Origin of the sequence: Brevibacterium epidermidis NBRC 14811, assembly GCF_001570805.1 — a bacterium.
Lineage (GTDB): Bacteria > Actinomycetota > Actinomycetes > Actinomycetales > Brevibacteriaceae > Brevibacterium > Brevibacterium epidermidis.
In genome coordinates, this window is record NZ_BCSJ01000007.1 from 15,455 (window position 1) to 34,794 (window position 19,340).

The following is a 19,340-nucleotide window of genomic DNA, read 5'->3' on the forward strand; positions in this document are numbered from 1 at the left end:
TCCGTGCGCGCCCCGCGTTGCCCTGACCGGCCCAGCCGGGCCGAGTCCGACCGAACCGCACCCGCACCGACCGCACCGCTCCACCTTAAACCTCACCCGCCCGACCGGAAGGACCCGACCATGACCACACCCGACACAGCATCTGCCACCGAATCCGCACCCGTAGTGGACGTCTTTGACGGACACAACGACCTCGCGTGGTACCTGCGCGAGGAACGCGACTACAGCGTTGAAGGCCTAAACGATCCGAGCGTCTCCCCGTTCACCACGATGGATCAGCTGGCTGCCGGCCATGTGACCGCGCAGTACTGGTCCGTCTACGTCCATTCCTCGATCACCGGCGCGGACGCGATCAAGGCCACGTGGGAGCAGATCGACGCGGTCCAGCGCTTCGTCACCGCCTATCCCGAACGACTCGCCTTCGCCCGCACCGCCGCCGACGTCCGTGCCGCCCGCGACGCCGGAAAGGTCGCCTCGCTCATGGGCGTCGAAGGCGGTCAGCAGATCGACGAGTCCCTGGCCGTGCTGCGGTCATACGCCCGCGCAGGTGCCCGCTACATGACTCTGACCTGGTCGACCACGCATTCCTGGGCCGACTCGGCCACGGACGAACCGGTCCACGGAGGATTGAGCGCCTTCGGCCGTGAAGTCGTGGCGGAGATGAACCGGATCGGCATGATCCTCGACCTCTCGCACGTCGCGCCGTCGGTCATGCACCAGTCGCTCGACCAGAGCACCTTGCCGGTGCTCTTCACCCACTCCTGCGCGTTTGGGCTCAACCCGCACCCGCGCAATATCCCCGACGACGTCCTCGACCGCGTGCCCGACAACGGGGGAGTGGCGATGATGACGTTCGTGCCGTCGTTCGTCTCGAACGCCCGCCGCGAATGGGTCGACGCCGGAGAGCAGGGAACCGCCCCCGAGGTGACCGTGACCCAGGTCGCCGACCACTGCGATTACGTACGCGAGCGGATCGGCATCGACCACATCGGACTCGGCGGCGACATCTGCGGAGTCGATGAGCTGCCGACAGGGCTCGGCGACGCCGGCCAGTACCCGAACCTGTTCGCCGAACTCGCCTCGCGCGGCTGGTCGCAGACCGACCTGCGCAAGGTCGGCTTCGACAATGCGATGCGCGTCCTCGATGCACACGAGGACGCGTACACGGCGTTCCTCGGCTCCGCGGATGACGCACCGTCCGCGGCCAACGGTCGGGCCGCCTCGGCGGGGAACGGCGGCGTCGCCGCCAACCCCGCGTCTGCAGGCAACTCCGCTTCCGCAGGCAACGGTCCGGCCGCCTCGGCGGGGGTGGAATCATGACGCGGCTGCTCGTCATCGTCAATGACATCGAGTCCCAGCCGGGGCTACTGACACGGTGGATGATCAGCGAGAACGTCGAATTCGATCTGCGTATCGGCGGGGTCTCGACTCTGCCGAAGCCCGCCGAGCTCGACGCCTATGACGGGCTCATCATGCTCGGCGGCGGGTTTATGCCCGATGAGACGGACCGTGCCCCGTGGCTCGCCGATGAGGCCGAACTCGTCCGTCATGCGCTGGACACGGATCTGCCGCAGTTCGGGATCTGCCTCGGCGGGCAGCTCATTGCCCACGTCATCGGTGCGGACGTGCGGGCGCAGACCGGGGCGCCAGAGAAGGGGTACACGCGGATCGACACCACCGACGAGGCGGCCGCGGACCCCGTGTTCTCAGCGATTCGGCCGCGGACGTCGTTCGTCGAAAGCCACGTCGACCGCATCGTCGCCCTCCCCGAGGAGGCGACCCTGCTCGCCACGAGCGAGGCCTGCGAATTCCAGGCGTTCCGAGTCGGTCGGGCGTGGGGGACGCAGTTCCACCCGGAGTCGACGCGGGAGAACATCGAGCGCTGGGACGCGGCGAAACTGCAGACATTGGGGTTCGATAAAGATACCCTGTTGGAAGAAGCAATGGAGTTCGGGCCGGAGAGCGAACGTGATTCGAAGGCCCTGTTCTCGGCGTTTCTCACAGTGGTTCGGAACTGAAGCTTGTGTGTGAGGCTCGTGTCTGAGGCATACTAGGCGAGGCTCTGACCACAGTCAGGGTTGCCAGGTATGCGGCACAGCCGCCGCATCGGACACGGAGGAATCGTGAGCGACAAAGAACCCACGACGACAATCGATGCCGGTGACGGACAGCAGCCGGAGACCCTCAAGAGGGTCATGGGGCCGAAGCTGCTGCTTCTGTTCATCGTCGGTGACATCCTCGGAACCGGCGTCTACGCCCTGACCGGCAAGGTTGCAGGGCAGGTCGGCGGTGCCGGTTGGGCGCCGGTGATCCTCGCCTTCCTCATCGCGCTGATCACCGCGTTCTCCTATATGGAGCTAGTGACGAAGTATCCGCAGGCCGCGGGTGCTGCGCTGTATACGCACAAGGCGTTCGGGATCCACTTCGTGACGTTCCTCGTCGCCTTCGCCGTGCTCAGCTCCGGGATCACCTCGGCGTCGACGGCGTCGAACGTCTTCGCCGCAAACCTCGTGGCCGGCTTCGGTTGGGACATATCGGGCACCGGGGTGATGTGGATTGCGCTGGCGTTCCTCGCCCTCATCGCGCTCATCAACCTCCGCGGAGTCGGCGAGAGCGTGTGGTTCAACGTCGTCCTCACCCTCATCGAGCTCAGCGGTCTGCTGCTGGTCATCGTCGTCGGCTTCTTCGCGCTCGGTTCGGGCGATGCGGACTTCTCGCGCGTGATGATCTTCGAGACCGAAGGCGACAAGAGCGTGTTCCTCGCGGTCACCGGTGCCACTGCGCTCGCCTTCTTCTCCATGGTCGGCTTCGAGGATTCGGTCAACATGGTCGAGGAGACGAAGGACCCGAGCGTGTTCCCGAAGATCATGCTCTCGGGTCTGACGATCACGGGCATCATCTACGTCCTCGTCTCACTCGTCACCGTCGCGGCCGTGCCCATCGGCGTGCTCACCGAGAGCGAGACGCCGCTGCTCGAGGTCGTCCGTGAGGGCGCCCCGGGCTTGCCGATCGATACGATCTTCCCGTTCATGACGATGTTCGCCGTCGCGAACTCGGCGCTGATCAACATGCTCATGGCCAGCCGCCTGCTGTACGGAATGTCCAAGCAGGATGTGCTCCCGCCCGTGTTCGCGAAGGTCATGGCCGGTCGTCGGTCGCCGTGGGTGTCGATCCTCTTCACGACGCTCATCGCCTTCGCGCTCATCTTCGTCGTGTCCACCGTCCTTCCCGACACGGTGACCGCGTCCCTGGGCGGCACCACCTCACTGCTGCTGTTGGCCGTGTTCGCCGTCGTCAACGTCGCCGTGCTCATCCTGCGCAAGGACAAGTCCGGGAACCCCAACCACTTCAAGGCGCCGACGGTTCTGCCGTGGATCGGCGTCATCACCTGCGTGTTCCTCGTCGGTCCGTGGGCCCGCCTCGACGAGCTCATCCAGTATCAGATCGCAGCGGCGCTTGTCGGAATCGGCGTCGTCCTGTGGATCATCACGTGGTTCTGGAACCGTTCGACGAAGGGCACGAGCACCCGGTTCCGCAATCCCGAAGAGCTGACGTGAATGACGTGAGGCGATCCCCTCGCCGAGGCGGTGCGCCGTCCCGTGAGGACGCCTCCTTGCCGAATCGGTCCGCCATCACGTGCGGACGGCCCCACACCGAGGTGGCCCAGCGATCCCGCCTCGACGTGCACCGCGGCTGCGGTGCGGTCACCGTCCATTGCCGAGGCGGTGCCCTCCTTTGCCAGGACCATGCGGTCCTGCACCGGGACGGTGCGGTTCGGGCCGCCCACCGACCCATGTCTGTATCGCTCGATATGCTGGGACGGTAGTAGGTTCCCGACCTGCGCACTCGGATCCAAACAGCTCAATCCAATGAAGGTGAAAAATGACAGTACTCGTCGGTTACGTCAACAATCCCGCCGGACACGCTGCTCTCGATGCGGGCATCGCGCAGGCGAAGAAGGACGGCAAGGAACTCGTCGTCGTCAATGCGTCACGCTCGGCGCAGCGCAGCGACTCCTACCGCCTCGGCGAGGGGGAGCTCAAGTCGGTCAACAACTATCTGAGCAGGGCGGACGTCGAATTCCGCGTGCTGACATTGGGCAGCGAATACGACCCGGCCGAACAGATCCTCGACACCGCCACCGAGGTGGGAGCCGAGCTGATCGTGCTCGGAACCCGGAAGCGCACCCCGGTCGGGAAGTTCCTGCTCGGGTCGACCATTCAGAAGGTCATCCTCGACGCCGAAGCTCCGGTGCTGTGCGTCAAAGCCGCACACTGAGGGCCTGACAGCTGCGGCGGTGGCCCGCGAAAACGGGCCACGCCGCGGTCGCGTGACTCCTGTTTCGTGCTTGCCTCAGCGGAGCCGTTCCATGATGAGGTCGGCGTTGACATGCGCGCCGGCCATCACGCCGCTGGCGGTGCTGGCCACGACCACTGCCGACACGTCAGCGCTGTTGCCGACCGCCCAGACGCCGGGCACATCGGTCTGCCCTGCCATCTGGGTGGGAATGTAGGTGCCCATCCCGCTCGGGTGAGCGACGACTTCGCCGCCGAGTTGGGAGAACAGTTCGGCATTCGCTCGCCCATACGTCCCGACGGTGAGCGCATCGAAGGTGAGCGTGCTCGCTTCGCCCGCAGATTCGCCTGCCACCAGCGAAACGACGGTTCCGGACTCGGTGCGGGCCACCTCGGTGACGGTGGAATCGATGTACTCGATGCCGAGCGTATCGAGCATTGCCTCCTGCTCGGAATCAGGAGCGGGAGCATTGTGGCGAATGAAGCTGACTCGGTCGCTGAGCTGGGAGAACAACATCGCCTGGTGGTATGACATAGCCGTCGTGCCGATGACGCCGATGCGCTGTCCACGCACTTCGTACCCGTGGCAGTAGGGGCAGTGCAGGACGGTGTCGCCCCATCCTTCCGCGAGGCCAGGGATATCCGGAAGTTCATCGCTCAGACCTGTGGCGATGATGATGCGGCGGGCCCTGATCTCGACCCCCGCCGAGGTGGTCAGTTCGAATCGATGCCGCGGAGCAGCCTCAGCGGGGTTGGGCTCCGATACGAGATTGTGCGCTTGTCGGACTGTCGCGTTGATGACGGTGACACCGTACTCTTCGGCTTCGGCGCGACCTTTCTCCACGAGATCTTGCGGTCTGACCCCTTCGTGACCGAGGACGTTGTGCGCGTGTGCGCTGGAGGAATTGCGCAGCTGGCCTGCGTCGATGACGACGACGGATCGCAGCGACCGCGCCAAGGCGATCGAAGCCGCGAGACCTCCTGCGCCACCGCCGATGACGGCGACATCGAAGGCGTTCTGCGCGGATTCGGGGTTCTCGTCGGGTGCGGAAGGCTGTGAGTTCTCAGGTGCGGTTGGGATGGTCATGATTCTCCTGTGCGGGGACGGGTGATTGGAGCGTGGGTGGTGCGGTGGTGACTGGTAGATGTTGGACTGGACCGAGCCCGGCGTCGGTGAGGTTGGAGCCCGGTGTTGGTGGGGTAGGAACTCGGTTCTGATGAATTCTGAGCTCGGCGCTTGTAAGTCTGGAACTCGGTTTCGACGTGCCCGGGATTCGGTGCCATTTTGAGTGTGCTTCCCGTGCGCATGAAAGTGCAAACACATTTGCTGAAACAGCAAAATGTGCCATGCTGTGGGCATGGCAGAGTCGAAGGAATCAGGTAGGCGGACGAATCGCGGTGCGACGGGTGAGCGGGGAACTCATGCGGCAGACCGAATATCGGACATCCTCGCCGATGGGCCCGCGCCGATCGAGGCTGAGGAGGCCATTAGACAGTCGCTGGCTGGCGTCGGCGCCCGCCTGCGAGGACTGCGGCAGGAGCAGGGGCGCACTCTGGAAGAGGTGGCCGAACTGGCTGGGATGTCGACGAGTACGTTGTCCCGTTTGGAATCCGGGAAGCGCAAGCCGAGCTTGGAGCTGCTGCTGCCGCTGGCCGGGGTCTATGGGCTCCCGCTCGATGAACTGGTGGGGACTCCGCCGATCGGGGATCCGCGCATTCATATCTCGCCGCGGAAGTTCCATGACCAGACGGTCTTGCCCCTCAGCCGCGGGGCGATCGGGGTGCAGGCGTTCAAGCACATCGTCGATGGTCGGCAGACGCCGAAGCTCGGGTCGCTGAAGACTCACCCCGGGTTCGAATGGGTGTATGTGATTCGTGGTCGACTCACCCTCATCCTCGGCGATCGGACGATGATCCTCAGTGCTGGTGAGGCCGCCGAGTTCGATACTCGTTCTCCTCACTGGTTCGGGGGAGCCGACGACGGTGGCGTCGAATATCTCAGTCTCTTCGGTCCTGAGGGACAGCGCGTTCATATGAAGAGCTGAAGGAGCGCGTCGCTGATCTCGCGTGAGTGGCGAGCCGTAGCCTTTCTCTCATTGACCGACTTGTCTGCCCACGGTTGAAGTGTCGTTGGCTGGTTGAACGGCCTGTCCTTGGTGGGATGTCTTCTCTTGAGCGAATCGCCATTCACGATCCGCAAAGTCCCGTCTGACCATAAAAAATAGAAACAACTCGTACAAACTGGAATAAAACTCAATTGAATAGTATGAACCTATGGTGTTTGTTCGAATGATGAAATAGAATAAAGCCAAGCCGAACCCATCAACGATGATGAACGGACACAGAGAAAATGGCTCTCATCCCCGACCGAAGGCACGACGAGTACAACTATTCCGAGGCAGGAAAGCCCTCACCAGCACCACCGACACCTTCTCCGCCAGATTCCCCACCGGCCGACTGTTCGCCGACTGGCGCGACCTCAGCTTCTCCTTCCGCCCCGCCTGCTGCATCTGCCGAGGGCGACCCCGTCGCGTCCACTTACCGGGAGCTGCTTGCCGACGCCGGACTGGATCTCACCGGTCATCCCCTCGCCGACAGGTTCGACGGGATTGCCGACAACCTGGCCGATGAGGAGGCAGGTGAGGGTGAAATCGGTGCCGATCGCGTCGAACCTCCCGGCTGCGGAGATGCAGTCGGTTCTGAGTCCGATGCGGATGCAGTCGATATTGATGCTGACGGAGATGATTCTCCACCTACTGGCGACGGCGTCCTCAGCAGTGACGGTCGTTGGTCGAGTAGAACGACCATGCCGGAGACCGAAGAAGAAGTTCAGGCATGCATCAAAGAGATCGAAGCGCGCCAAAGCGCATGGATGAAAGCCAAGCGCCAAGAACGAGAGGCCCAGCGAGCCGCCGAACACGAAGAGTACCTGCGGTCGAACCCACAGGCACGTGAGGAGTACGAAGAGCTCGAACGCGAAAGAGCCGAGTGGGATGCACACGTCGCTCTATACGAAGAGCGGAAGAAGGCAGAAGAGGAAGCCGAACGTATCGCTGAGGCGGAACGCGCTGAACGGCACAAGGCGCTGGCTGAAAGCTTTGATTCGGATTCCGACGCCCATCCGCTGCTTGACGAGTATCGCTGGTCGGACCTCAAGCATGTGGCCCCGGAGGTCACCGGCAGCATCGAGAGCCTGAAGCATCTGCTCAATGAGCTCAACGACTTCAGTCGCCCCATGGGGCCCGATGACGCGGTGACACTCCTCGACGGTCTTGAGACCTTGAACCGTCTGACTGAATCTCTCTCGATCGTGACACTCTCAGTATTCGACCGTGTCGGAACGCCCCGTGACTATGGAGCGAAGACGACGAAGGCGCTGGTCCAGCACCGACTCAACGTGTCGGGTCAGGAGGCCTACCGCCGGACCCAGCTCGCCGAATGTCTGGGCAAGCGCACCAGCATCAGCGGAGAGTCGATCGAAGCGAAGTTTCCCGTCCTCGCTGCTGCTCTGCGCGAAGGCATCCTGTCATCGAATCAAACGTCGACCATTGCCAAATGCCTGAACAGTCTGCCGCCGAACGTATCGGAAGACGACAAGATCAAGGCCGAGAGTCTTCTCGTGGAGAAAGCTCCGACAGTCCGCGTCTGCGATATCCACAGGCTGTTCCAGGAGATCCTGGGCTGGATCGACCCCGACGGCCAAGAGCCCAAGGAGGCAGCCGATCGGGACAACTTCAACGTCAACCTGCGCCAGATGAAAGACGGTACCTGGACTCTCAAGGGATGTCTCGACGAGGAAACCGGAGGAATCCTCAACGGACTGCTGACCTCTCGCATAAAAACCGATTCTCAGTCGGACGAGGACACTTGCGCGAATGCAGCAGGCATCGATGCCAGCTTCGCAGACGACGCCCGTCCCGCCGCCGAAAGCGGTGGTGAGAGCGAGAGCGACCTCGATCAGGAAGTCGTGGACGCCTATACGGAAGTTCTGCGCGGCGACCGTTCGGACTGCCTCGACCCCTCGCTCAACTTCACCCCGCCGCAGGTCGGTGCGAATGGAGAGATCCCGCAGGGCGCAGGTGTGAAACAGGATGGCACCCTGGTGGCTATGGCTGCGGAACAGCCGAGTGTCCGCCGTCGCATCTACGAGCGATTCTCCAGCGTCATCGGCAGCATCGAGATGAACCGCATTAAGGCTGGAGCGGCCTACGCGTTGGTCATCACAGCCAAGGCCGAAGACCTGGCGAACCGGACGGGCAAGGCCGTCACCGGAGCGGAAGCGCCGTTCCCGATCGATTCCGCTGCTCTGGAAGGACTCAATGGTTCGCTCTTCTTCCATCTCATGAGTGAGAAAACGAAATCGATGGCATTGGCGACTGAACGACGCCTGGCTACTGAGAAGCAGTTGGCGATCCTCGCCAGCCGCGACCAGGGATGCACATTTCCCGGATGCGACACTCCTCCTGGATGGTGCGAAGCGCACCACATCGTCCCATGGGCCAGTAACGGCAAGACCGACATCAACAATCTGACGCTCGCCTGCTCCGCGCATCACCACCTGCTCGACTACACCGACTGGGACTGCAGGATGCTCATCGACGGCCGCCCCGCGTGGATACCGCCGGCGAGCATCGATCCGGCGCAGGAACCGGTGCTCCACGCACGGTTCATTGCACGCGAGATTGGAGAGACCCTTTTCGGCTGATCGCCGCGGCGGCGTCTAGTCAACTGGCCGAAGCCGCAACTGATCTTCGTTGCGAAACACATTGCGCCTCACACGAGTCGCACGGAATGTTCCGCTTGCATGCAATGTTGATCCGGCATGAAGCTTTCCATCCTTGACCTCGTCCCTGTCCGCACAGGACAGACAACAGCTGACTCCTTCGCCGCTTCGAAGCAGATCATCGACACTGCTGACAAACTCGGATTCACCCGCTATTGGGTGGCTGAGCACCACAACATGCCCTCTATCGCATCGACGATGCCTGGGCCCGAGCTCATGCACCTGGGCCAGGGAACACAGCAGATCCGCCTCGGTTCTGGGGGAGTCATGCTGCCCAACCATGCTCCGTTGGCAGTCGCTGAACTCTTCGCCCTCCTGTCGGCGGTCTTTGGCGACCGCATCGATCTGGGAATCGGGCGCGCCCCGGGGACGGATCCGATCACCTCGGCGGCAATGCGGGGCCACCTCGGTGAAGGACGGATGGTCGACCGCGAAGGACGCGCCATCGATCCCGTCGAACAATTCCCTCGACACGTGATCGACACCCTCAGCCTCATGCAGCCTGAAGGGATGCGCGTTCCGCTCCACGGCGGGCGCGAGCACGTGCTCAAGGCGACTCCAGCCGCAGCTCCGGGAACGCAGCCGTTGCCTTGGCTCCTCGGGTCGTCAGGCTACTCCGCGCGGCTGGCAGCTGAACTTGGCATGCCCTATGTCTTCGCCAACCACTTCGCATCCGGTGCCACCACCGGAATGAAGATCTACCGCGACAACTTCACACCGGGTGCCTACGGAGATAAACCGCAGACCTTCGTCACAGCCAACCTTGTCGTCGCCCCCACCGAGGAAGAAGCACAGCTGCGCTCGGAACCCTTCATGCTGCAGATGGCCCGAATGCGCACCGGCGGACCGATGGAGAAACTGCACCTGGCCGGCGACGACATCCGCTCGGTGATGACCGACCAAGAACGAATGGTCGGCGAAGAGCTCTCCAACAACTGGATCATCGGTGACCCGAAATCTGCGGCCGCGCAGCTCGAGGAGCTGGCCGAGCGGTTCGATGTCGACGAGATCATGATCCAGCCGATCGCTGGCGCCATGAAAGGCGAAGACGTGCGCGAAGACCCGGGCCGGATTCAGACGATCGAGCTGCTGGCCGCCGAATTCCTCGGTGGAGTCAACGTCTGACTTGAGGTGATTCGAAGTCTCAGCTCAGCATCGATTCGAGCAAGTGGACTTCAATCCACGATCAGTCCGCGTTATCCTGTCACAGTGTCATGAATGCTGACAGTCGTGTGACAGCCAGTAGAATCGACACCGTACAGGGACTCTTCTCCAGCGTGGTCACTCCTTTCGGAGGGACCGAGTCGGAAATGAAAACTGTACGCCGAATGCGCTCGCGCACCTTCGGAGACTTCCCCCACGCGGGCCTGCGGCCCGCAGACCGAAAGAGAAATAATGCGTACCAAAATTGCTGTTTCGGCAGCACTTGGGGTCGGACTGGTTTTCGGCGCCGGTGCTCCCGCACTGTCGAGCAATCTGTCCTCGACCGACGCCGCAAATACGTCCGGCATCTCAGCTGATGTCGTTCCCGGCCAAGAACTCGAACGAATCACCGACGGCAAGATCGAAAAGGGCGAAACCGCCTACGTCGATGTCACGGTAGCGACGCTGTGGACCGACCCGAAGGCTCCGCGCAAGGTCGATAAGCCTGCGCTCCAGCACCCCGTCGACCTCAAGAAGTGGAACAAGAACCTCGAATCCACCGATGTGCGCCGTGGGCTGACTGGCAAAACTGAGACCCAGGCGACCTACGGTTCGGAAGTCTCCGTCCTCGACATCAAGGGCAGCTGGGCCAAGGTCGCAGTGACCGACCAGAAGACCCCGAAGAACAAAAAGGGCTACCCCGGCTGGATGCCCAAGAAGCAGCTTGTCGAGAACGACCGCTTCGGAAACCTCCGCGAGGATCAGCCTCGCGCAGTGGTCACGAAGCCCAAGAGCGAGCTCGAAGGCATCGAGTTCACCAAGGACACCGGTGCCGACGTCAGCTTCAACGTCGACCTGCCGCTCATCGCACAGGACGTCGACGACGTCCGCGTGGCACTCCCCGGTGGCGGAGCCGCCTGGATCGACATCGACGATGTGGATGTCTTTGACGTCGGCGACAAACCCGAGAAGCCCAGCGGCAAAGACCTCGTGAAGACCGCGAAGCAGTTCGACGGCCTGCGCTACCTGTGGGCAGGAGTCTCCGCCTACGGATTCGACTGCTCCGGTTTCACCTACTCGATCTTCAAGGCCCACGGCATCGACCTGCCGCGCGACTCTGGCGAACAGGCGAAGGCCGGCAAGGCCGTCTCCTCGTCGGACCTCAAGCCCGGTGACCTGCTGTTCTTCTCGACCAGCTCGGGAACGGTCCACCACGTCGGCATGTACGTCGGCGACGGCAAGATGATCCACTCGCCGAACGCGTCGAAGGACGTCTACGTCACCGACTGGAAGAAGTGGGACACCGGAAACGAATTCTCCGGAGCCCGCCGAATCCTCTGATCTAGATCGAGTCGGACAGGTTCACTGTCCGATCTGGTTGGCACGACGACCAACCGACACACTGATGGCCGGTGCCCAAAAAGGGCCCGGCCATCAGTGATTTCAGATTATTTTCGCCGAGGCGGCTGCCTGACGATTTCGTCAATGTTCGCTAACTAAGGCGACTGCCGAAGGATTTCGCCAAGGCTCGTCCGCCGCGGGGGCTGTTTAGGCGACTCACCCAGGGGCCACCGCCGAACAGGTAGGCAGGGTGGTCACCGACCGAAGCGGCTGCCGATCAGTGCCGCGAACTCTGAGTCGACTTCAGGAAGATGGCACGGGCCAGATCATCGCGACGTTCGATGACCAACCGGCGCAGAGCCGCAGGTGCATCGACGTTGGCTGCCAGCCAAGCGTCGGTCTTCTCGACGACAGCCTCCTCGTCGACGGACCATCGGGGATAGAGACCGAGCACCAGACGGCGTGCGATCTCAATCGAATTGTCCATCCAGAACCCGAGCAGACCGTCGAAGTACTCATCGACGTACTCCTCGATGAGTGGCATCGCACTCGGCGCGATGAACCCGGCGATGATCGCCGACAGCACATCATTGCTCAGGGCGCCCGCTTCGCGGATTGCCTCCCATGCACGGATTTTGACGATCGGCAGGGGCAGGGCTGCACTGGCCGTCTCGGCGCGAAGCCGTCCCGAAGAGCTTGGATCCGAATGGTTCTCTCGCGCGATATCGGTCTGATCCGCCCACCCGAGGCTCACGAGCGCAGTCAGCGCATTCCACCTCAGTGCGTGATCGTTGATGAGACCACGGAACGGCAACGTCGCAGTCGAATGGTCGGCGCCTCGACCCGCGCGAGTTCCGCCGGAAGTCTCCGCCGACTGGCCCGCCGAACCAGCCTGGCCCGATTGACCAGGAGCTCCGGCATACATTCGGTCGATCTCCTCGCCGACCGGCACCGCCAGGACTTGACTGGCGAACCCACGCCCCATGGCGACTGCAGAGCTGCCGGCCGCGCATCGCGCCGTCCGCGACGTCAGCGCCAACACCAGATTGGCCAGATGCAGCTGCGCATCCGACCCGGCCTTCGCCGCAGCCAACGCATCCAGCGCCGCTCCCAGCAGCCCCATGATCGCGGCATCGAAATTCCGGTCCGCGACCCACTGATCGATGCAGGTCAGAGCGGTCTGGCTGAGCCCCGCCATGATCCCGGCATGACTCTCCTTGCCCAGGCTGCGGGCATAGGCAGTGAGGTACTTCTGCACCGGCATGAGCCCATCGCGCACCGCATTGTCCAACGCCGACCACACCAGGGCCCGCGACAGAGGATCCTTGATCCGCGACGCCGAGGTGACCGCCGCCTCCGTCGACTCCGGATCCAGTCGCACTCGCGCATAGTCCAGGTCATTGAAGTTGAGCAGAGTGATCACGCCGGCACTGCGGCCGATCAGCTGCTCGACATCGGCCGACTCGGTCGAGAACTCGAAACGGAACGAATCGAGGGGAACGATCGACCGCCCCGACCTTCCGAGTGTGGCGATCTCGATCGTGTGCGGCCGAAGCAGGGCCGTGCCTTCGGCCGAATCGGCCTGAGCGATCGTGGCACTTGTGATCTTCTCCGAACCGGACCGTCGCCGAGGCGGCTCAACACTGCCGCTCGCTCCGGACCCGGCCTCGTGAGCGGCTCCGGTGGCTGCGTCGAAGTTGTCGTCGACCGCATCCGGGCTGCGCAGCCTCGCGCCCGAGCTCGAAGTCACGAGTTTCCCGCGTCCTCCGCCCTGTGCGGAGACGGCGGAAGCCGGGGCTCCACCGTCGGAGGACTTAGCCGAACCATCCGAGGTGGTCAGCTGCAGGGACAGCTCCGAAACTCCTGAGGTCCCCAGCCACGCGGACGCCCAGTTCGCGATGTCCCTGTCGGGGGCCGCCTCGGCGAGGCATTCGAGGAAATCCGCGAGCTCGGTGTTCCCATATTCGAACCGTTTGAAGTACAGCCGCGAACCGGCGAAGAACGCCTCCCGGCCGACGAACGCGACGAGCTGCTTGAGCACGGACGCGCCCTTGGCATAGGTGATGCCGTCGAAGTTGAGCTTCGCGGCCTCGACATCGGGGATGTCGGCGACGATCGGGTGCGTCGTCGGATACAGATCCTGTGTGTACGCCCACGCCTTGCGGCGCAGCGCGAAGGTCACCCAGCCATCGGTGAAACGGGTCGCCTCGGCCAGCGCGAGCCCGCCCATGAAATCGGCGAAGGACTCCTTGAGCCACAGGTCATCCCACCACTTCATCGTGACGAGATCGCCGAACCACATATGCGCCATCTCGTGCAGGATGACGTTCGCGCGCGACTCGTAATTCGCGTCCGTGACCTTGTCGCGGAAGATCAGATTGTCCGTGAACGTGACCAGACCGGGGTTCTCCATGGCGCCGAGGTTGTACTCGGGAACGAAGATCTGATCGTACTTGCCCCACGGGTAGGGGTAGTCGAATTCGCTGGTGAAGAACTCGAGACCGGCTTTCGTGACGCCGAAGATATCGTCCGCGTCGAGATGATCGACGAGGCTCGCCCGCGTCCATGCGCCCAACTGCACGGTCTGTCCGGTGCGCGGGTCCGTCCACTCATCCGTCGCCCCTTCATAGGGTCCCGCGGTGATGCACGTGATGTAGCTCGACTGCTTGAGCGTCGGTTCGAAATAGTGGGTGACTGCGCCCGCCGAGCCATCGCCCGGTTCCGTCCTCGCCTCGGTGCGGTTCGACAGGACCTGGAAATGCGCGGGCGCCGTGACCGTGAAGATGAACTCGGCTTTGAGGTCGGGCTGGTCGAAATTCGCGAACACGCGTCGGGCGTCGGTCGGTTCGTACTGCGTATAGAGGTAGGTCTTGCCATCGGCTGGATCCGTGAACCGGTGCAGTCCTTCGCCCGAGGTGGAATAGCGTGCCTGCGCCTCGATCGTCAGGGAATTGCGGCCGGCGCGGACGGGGAACGTGACTCGAGCACCGTCGAACACCTCGGCGGGGGAGAGGCTCTCGCCATTGATCAGAACGGAGGACACGGAGTCGGCAATCAGGTCGATGAATGTCGAATCGACGAAGCGGGCGGAGAAGTCGACGACGGTGCGAGAAAGGTACGTGTCGGCATCGGTTTCGGCGTTGCTGACGTCGATATGGACTGAGTAGGAATCGACCTCGAGCAGCTGTGTTCGACTCTGCGCTTCGCTTCGGGTGAGATTCGTTGTCATTCAATAGCCTCCTCGGCGGACAGACTTTAGCATGCCACATTTCCGGTATTCTGAGTACAGCACCAGCGAACGGCAGAGGGGACTGATGGCGGAGACTCGGGTCAGCGATCTGCCTCGGCGGGGGTTCAGCGTCGTCTCCCACCGTCTGCGCATGGGGCTCAAGCGCGTGTGGGTGAACTCCGGCCAGCTGGTCCAGATCCCCATTGCCGCGACCGCCGCCTACGCCTTCTGCGTCTACGTCCTCGACCACCCGTATCCGTTCCTCGCCGCGGTCGCATCGGCTGTCGGCATCGGCCCAGTCGTCGATCGTCGCCTGCGTCGTGCCCTCGAAATCGGCATCGGTGCGACCTTCGGCGTGCTCGTGGGCGAGATACTCGTCAACCTCTACGGCTCCGGAATCTGGCAGCTCGCGCTGACTCTGATCATCGGTCTGGTCATCGGCACGATCCTCAATTCCGGCGGTATCTTCATCACCCAGATCGCCGTCCAATCCGTCTACGTGGTCGTGGTTCCGGCCAGCGCCACCACCATGCCGTTCCCACGTACCCTCGACGCTCTGACCGGATCTGTCTGCGCGATTCTGCTGGCACTGCTGATCCCGCGCGACGCCCGAAAGGTTCCGCGGCGTCTGGCTGCAGACATGCTCGAGGAGGTCGACGCAGTCCTCCGAATGATGAAGCGCGCCCTACGTGATGCCGATGTGACGATGGCCGGCCGAGCCCTCGAACGTGCTCGCGAAACCCAGGACATCATCGACTCCTGGGGCTCATCCCTGCGGATCTCCCGTGAGGCCGCGAAGATCAATGCGCGCGCCCGCCGGCACGCTGCCGAGGTGACTCGACTGTCCCGCGCTCACACCTTCTCCGATAGAGCGATGCGGACCATGCGGGTCATCGCCCGCCGCGTCGTGGGCGTCACCGAGCTCGGCGTCGGCAAGCCCGTCATCGCCGATTACGTCGGTTCCTTGGCCGACGGTGCGAAGAAACTCGAGATCGCATTGCGCCGCGGTACTGATCGATCCCTCGCCGAGGCGGCCCTGTCCGAGGCAGCGGGCGCGCTGGATCCGCGGGCGAAGTCCGATTGGGACATCCACGATGAATCGATGGTCCTGCTCCTGCGAACGGTCGCCGTCGACCTGCTCCAAGCTGCGGGTCTGACGCGTGCGGAAGCACAATCGCGGCTTCCACCATTGGCCGAGGACGCCGATGACGACGGCGGCCCTGTCGTCGAATAGCCGTCGAACCGGTCGTGACCTGGAGGGGCAGTCAGCTGCTTTCGACGACGAACACAGCGTTCGTGCCAGGAGCCAGAGCAGTGAAGCGGTGAGGCTGATCGCCCGGGTGGGTGAGATAGTCACCGACACCCAGGTCATAGGACTTCCCGAGCACCTCGATGCGTGCGGCCCCGCGGCCGAGGATGACATGTTCGATCGTGCCCTGAGGGTGCGGCTGAGACTCTCGCGGCTCACCCGGTTCGGCTTGGATGAAGTAGACGTCGCGTCGGGCATTCGTCGGCGACGGTGAGATCAGAGTGGCCACATAGTTCGCGGTCGTCGACGGCAGGCTGGGCATATCGCCGACATGCTGCAGCGCCACCTCATGCGGGGGAGGGTCGAGCAGGCGCGCGAGTGGGATGTCGAGAGCGGCGGCCAGAGCCCACATCGTCTCCAGGCTCGGATTGCCGCTTCCGGTCTCGAGCCCAGACATCGTCGACTTGCCGACTCCGGCCCGCCTGGCGACCTCGGACAAGGAGAGTCCGGCGCGCAGTCGTTCGCGTTTCAGCGCCGCAGCGATCTGCTGACTCGGCGAGAGCGCGGTGCCGGGAGCAGGGTCGGAAGCGCCTTGCGAGTCGTTCAGCGAATCATCATTGCTTCGAGAAGTCATGAGTTCACTATAGCGGGCAGGTCGTTCGGGTTGACGAACGATCGCCAAGGGCGCACTGTATGGAACATGGGTTCATTATTTCGCACGACTGAGCGGAGGCCGCAAGTCGAACGAGTTCTCCCCGGCTCGACTTATCGTGCGGTAGCCATCGTCACCATCACGATCATCGCGGTCGCGCTGTCGTATGGGGCGATCTCCGCAGTCTCCGGTTTCGCCTGGTGGCAGACGCTGCTGCTGGCGATGTTCGCCCTCGGCGGCGCCGCCGAATTCACCTTCGTCGGCGTCATCGCCGCCGGCGGTGCCCCGATTCTCGCGGTGCTCGCAGGACTCCTCGTCAACTCCCGGAACTTCGCCTTCGGCGTCGCAGTCGGACCCTTCTTTCCGCAGGACTGGCGAGCTCTCCTCGCAGCCCACTGGATCAATGACGAATCCACCGCGATCTCGCGCCTCGGGCACAACCCCCGCGCGAAGTGGCATGCGTTCCTGCTCATGGGGGCCGCGATCGGCATCATGTGGCCCGGCGGCGCCATGGTTGGGCAGTGGCTGGGAAATGTCATCAACGCGGACCTGCTCGGACTTGACGCTGCCTTCCCGATCATTCTCTTCTGCCTCATCCGCGGGGACCTGAAGAACAAGGTCACGCTCTCGTTGACCGTCATCGGCATCCTCATCGCCGTGGGTCTGACCCCGCTGCTGCCGCTCGGCCTGGGTGCTGTGACTTCGCTGTCCGTGTTCGTCTTCGTTGCCGCAGGCTGGGCCGTGCGCTCGTTCATCCGTCGCCGAAGTGCCGGAAGCAGCGGTGCCGGCAACACCAGCGCTGACAGCACTGCCGCCGCCGACCATACGCAGTACACGACTCGAGGGGAGGGGAACCGATGAACCCCGTCAGCTTTCTCATCGCCCTGGCCGGGCTGAGTATCGGAACCTACCTCATGCGCTTCGCAGGGGTGAAGGTGGGAGCGGCCATCGCCACGAAGGGTCGCCGACGTACCCCGGCGACCGCCTCGGCGGGGGTTGAATCTTCCGGACCCGGCGATCCCTCCACGCCCGGCGGATCCTCCGCCACCGCCGAAACGTCCGAAACGGCCGACTCGACCGAACGCGTGACGATGTGGATGGACCGGGCCACGGTCGTGCTCATCGGTGCGGTCTTCGCGACGACCGCGGTCTTCGATGGGACGGACATCGCCGATCCGGCCCGCCTCATCGGCGTCGGCGCGGGCGTGCTCGCCGCGATCCTGCGCGTGCCGATGCTGCTCGCGGTGGTCATCGGAATGGCCGTGTGCGCATTGATCCGCACGACCGGGATCCTCTGAGCAGGAGCGACGACGGTCCGAACTGAGCGCGGGACGGCGAACCGCCAACATGGGCCCGGAACTGCAGCCTTGGGCCGGCCTCTTCCCACTGTGAAAGCCGTGGGATGCGGGTGGGCAATTGCCGTGGATCTCCGGGCCGGAACTGCCCCGAAAGCGCGTGATTGCTAGGCTGAGACCATGGAATACATCGCGGGCTTTCAGCGTCTCGTCTTTCTAGCTCTGACGGTGGCTGCATTCGTCGTCCAGCTCTGGGCGTTCATCGACTGCCTCCGCTTCAAGGACGAGAACTACCGTGCCGTGGACAAGCAGAGCAAGAAGTTCTGGGTCATTCTCCTCGGCGTCGGGCTCGCGCTCGCCCTCATCGCATTACCGCCCATGGGCATGAGCATGATCTTCCTCAACATCATCGCCCTCGTCGCCGGCATCGTCTACCTCACCGATGTGCGTCCTAAAGTTCGAGCAGTCGACCCGCGCTACCGCAACCGCGGACGCCGCGCATAGGCTGATCACCCCCACCACATGAGCACAGATCTCAACCTGCCGGGGCCCGAATCCGGCTTCATCGCCACGTTCGGAACGGGCGACCCGCACACCCTCTTCGGCCACGGGTTCGCCGGCGCGATCCGCGACACTCGCCCCTTCGGCACTGGCATCACCGGCACTCGCCACTTCCTCCACCTGCCCGGCCACGGCGGCCGACCTTCACCCGGCCCCGGATGGACCTATCCACAGATCGCCGAGGTGCTCGCCGACGCGGTGGGCACCACCTCGGCGAGCCGGGCGCTGGGCGTCTCGATGTCCGCCGGAGGACTCCTCCACCTGCTGAGCATCGCCCACCCCGTGACCCGTGGGCTCGACAAGGTCGCCCTCGTCCTCCCAGCCTCCTTCACCGGATTCCCCGCCGAGGTGGCCGCCGCCAACCGCTCCTACCTGGAGCGACTGCGTCGCCTCGTCGACGACGAGGACATCGACGGCATCGTCGAACTCATGCTCTCCCGCGAACCCGCCGAGGTGGCCGAGATGCTTCCCGCGCGTGCCTGGACGAAGGCGAAGGCCGAGAACCTCGTCCACACGGACATGTCCGATGGTCTCGGACTCGCCCTCGAAATCGCCGTCGCGGACACCGCCGAGGCCGCCGAGAACCTGCGCTCATTCGCGGGTGAGGTCCTCATCCTCACCCACGAAGACGACCCGGCTCATCCGGTCGCTGTCGCCGAGGATATCCACCGTGCGATCCCGAGCTCCCGACTCGAGGTGCTTCCCGCCGGATCGATCCTGTGGCGCGGACGTCACGAAGTGCGGCGCATCCTCGGCGAATTTTTTGGTTAGTCACCCGACCGAGGTCGTTGG

At 63.7% G+C, this 19,340-nt stretch carries 17 protein-coding genes; 13 read left to right on the forward strand and 4 right to left on the reverse strand.

The window, feature by feature from the left end:
- Positions 1–120 precede the first annotated feature (120 nt).
- The 4 genes from BEP01S_RS05355 (at position 121) to BEP01S_RS05370 (ending at position 4,278) form a co-directional block, all read left to right on the forward strand.
- The gene (locus tag BEP01S_RS05355; RefSeq protein WP_244882096.1) at positions 121–1,320 is read left to right on the forward strand and encodes a dipeptidase; all 1,200 of its coding nucleotides are present in this window, start codon (positions 121–123) and stop codon (positions 1,318–1,320) included.
- The gene (locus tag BEP01S_RS05360; protein WP_062241244.1) at positions 1,317–2,018 is read left to right on the forward strand and encodes a type 1 glutamine amidotransferase; all 702 of its coding nucleotides are present in this window, start codon (positions 1,317–1,319) and stop codon (positions 2,016–2,018) included. The genes BEP01S_RS05355 and BEP01S_RS05360 overlap by 4 nt, the downstream gene beginning before the upstream one ends.
- Positions 2,019–2,123: 105 nt before the next feature.
- On the forward strand, positions 2,124–3,557 hold the full coding sequence (locus tag BEP01S_RS05365) for an APC family permease (protein WP_062241289.1): 1,434 nt from the start codon (positions 2,124–2,126) through the stop codon (positions 3,555–3,557).
- A gap of 325 nt (positions 3,558–3,882) precedes the next feature.
- Positions 3,883–4,278: a universal stress protein gene (locus BEP01S_RS05370; protein WP_062241246.1), complete on the forward strand. Its 396-nt coding sequence runs from the start codon at positions 3,883–3,885 to the stop codon at positions 4,276–4,278.
- 75 nt (positions 4,279–4,353) lie between these two features.
- Here the strand turns inward: BEP01S_RS05370 and BEP01S_RS05375 are convergent, their stop codons facing one another.
- The gene (locus tag BEP01S_RS05375; RefSeq protein ID WP_062241248.1) at positions 4,354–5,382 is read right to left on the reverse strand and encodes an NAD(P)/FAD-dependent oxidoreductase; all 1,029 of its coding nucleotides are present in this window, start codon (positions 5,380–5,382) and stop codon (positions 4,354–4,356) included.
- Between the two features lie 271 nt (positions 5,383–5,653).
- Here BEP01S_RS05375 and BEP01S_RS05380 point away from each other — a divergent pair, with 271 nt between their 5' ends.
- Positions 5,654–6,340, forward strand: a complete 687-nt coding sequence (locus tag BEP01S_RS05380) for a helix-turn-helix domain-containing protein (protein WP_082819589.1) — start codon at positions 5,654–5,656, stop codon at positions 6,338–6,340.
- Between the two features lie 434 nt (positions 6,341–6,774).
- Here the strand turns inward: BEP01S_RS05380 and BEP01S_RS16910 are convergent, their stop codons facing one another.
- Complete coding sequence (locus BEP01S_RS16910) at positions 6,775–7,215, reverse strand: hypothetical protein (protein WP_161792700.1); 441 nt, start codon at positions 7,213–7,215, stop codon at positions 6,775–6,777.
- Here BEP01S_RS16910 and BEP01S_RS17085 point away from each other — a divergent pair.
- The 3 genes from BEP01S_RS17085 (at position 7,168) to BEP01S_RS05395 (ending at position 11,562) form a co-directional block, all read left to right on the forward strand.
- Positions 7,168–9,000: an HNH endonuclease signature motif containing protein gene (locus BEP01S_RS17085; protein WP_244882098.1), complete on the forward strand. Its 1,833-nt coding sequence runs from the start codon at positions 7,168–7,170 to the stop codon at positions 8,998–9,000. The two genes, BEP01S_RS16910 and BEP01S_RS17085, sit on opposite strands and share 48 nt — an antisense overlap.
- Positions 9,001–9,117: 117 nt before the next feature.
- On the forward strand, positions 9,118–10,203 hold the full coding sequence (locus BEP01S_RS05390; protein WP_062241252.1) for an LLM class flavin-dependent oxidoreductase: 1,086 nt from the start codon (positions 9,118–9,120) through the stop codon (positions 10,201–10,203).
- Between the two features lie 270 nt (positions 10,204–10,473).
- On the forward strand, positions 10,474–11,562 hold the full coding sequence (locus tag BEP01S_RS05395; RefSeq protein ID WP_062241254.1) for a C40 family peptidase: 1,089 nt from the start codon (positions 10,474–10,476) through the stop codon (positions 11,560–11,562).
- Positions 11,563–11,839: 277 nt separating this feature from the next.
- Here the strand turns inward: BEP01S_RS05395 and pepN are convergent, their stop codons facing one another.
- Positions 11,840–14,791, reverse strand: coding sequence for an aminopeptidase N (gene pepN / locus BEP01S_RS05400; RefSeq protein WP_062241256.1), 2,952 nt, complete (start codon positions 14,789–14,791; stop codon positions 11,840–11,842).
- An 85-nt stretch (positions 14,792–14,876) separates the two neighbouring features.
- Here pepN and BEP01S_RS05405 point away from each other — a divergent pair, with 85 nt between their 5' ends.
- Positions 14,877–16,025, forward strand: coding sequence for an FUSC family protein (locus BEP01S_RS05405; RefSeq protein WP_039208421.1), 1,149 nt, complete (start codon positions 14,877–14,879; stop codon positions 16,023–16,025).
- Between the two features lie 31 nt (positions 16,026–16,056).
- Here BEP01S_RS05405 and BEP01S_RS05410 read toward each other — a convergent pair whose 3' ends face one another.
- Positions 16,057–16,674 carry a helix-turn-helix domain-containing protein gene (locus BEP01S_RS05410; protein ID WP_082819459.1) on the reverse strand — a complete coding sequence of 206 codons (618 nt, stop codon included), beginning with the start codon at positions 16,672–16,674 and terminating at the stop codon, positions 16,057–16,059.
- 66 nt (positions 16,675–16,740) lie between these two features.
- On the opposite strand from BEP01S_RS05410, the gene BEP01S_RS05415 reads away from it, so the two are divergent.
- The 4 genes from BEP01S_RS05415 to BEP01S_RS05430 all read left to right on the forward strand — a co-directional run bounded on the left by BEP01S_RS05415 (position 16,741) and on the right by BEP01S_RS05430 (position 19,319).
- Positions 16,741–17,553: an AzlC family ABC transporter permease gene (locus BEP01S_RS05415; RefSeq protein WP_062241257.1), complete on the forward strand. Its 813-nt coding sequence runs from the start codon at positions 16,741–16,743 to the stop codon at positions 17,551–17,553.
- On the forward strand, positions 17,550–17,990 hold the full coding sequence (locus tag BEP01S_RS05420; protein WP_062241260.1) for an AzlD domain-containing protein: 441 nt from the start codon (positions 17,550–17,552) through the stop codon (positions 17,988–17,990). Before BEP01S_RS05415 ends, BEP01S_RS05420 begins: the two co-directional genes overlap by 4 nt.
- A 177-nt stretch (positions 17,991–18,167) precedes the next feature.
- The gene (locus tag BEP01S_RS05425) at positions 18,168–18,491 is read left to right on the forward strand and encodes a DUF2516 family protein (RefSeq protein WP_039208426.1); all 324 of its coding nucleotides are present in this window, start codon (positions 18,168–18,170) and stop codon (positions 18,489–18,491) included.
- Between the two features lie 18 nt (positions 18,492–18,509).
- The gene (locus tag BEP01S_RS05430; protein WP_062241262.1) at positions 18,510–19,319 is read left to right on the forward strand and encodes an alpha/beta fold hydrolase; all 810 of its coding nucleotides are present in this window, start codon (positions 18,510–18,512) and stop codon (positions 19,317–19,319) included.
- Positions 19,320–19,340: the final 21 nt, after the last annotated feature.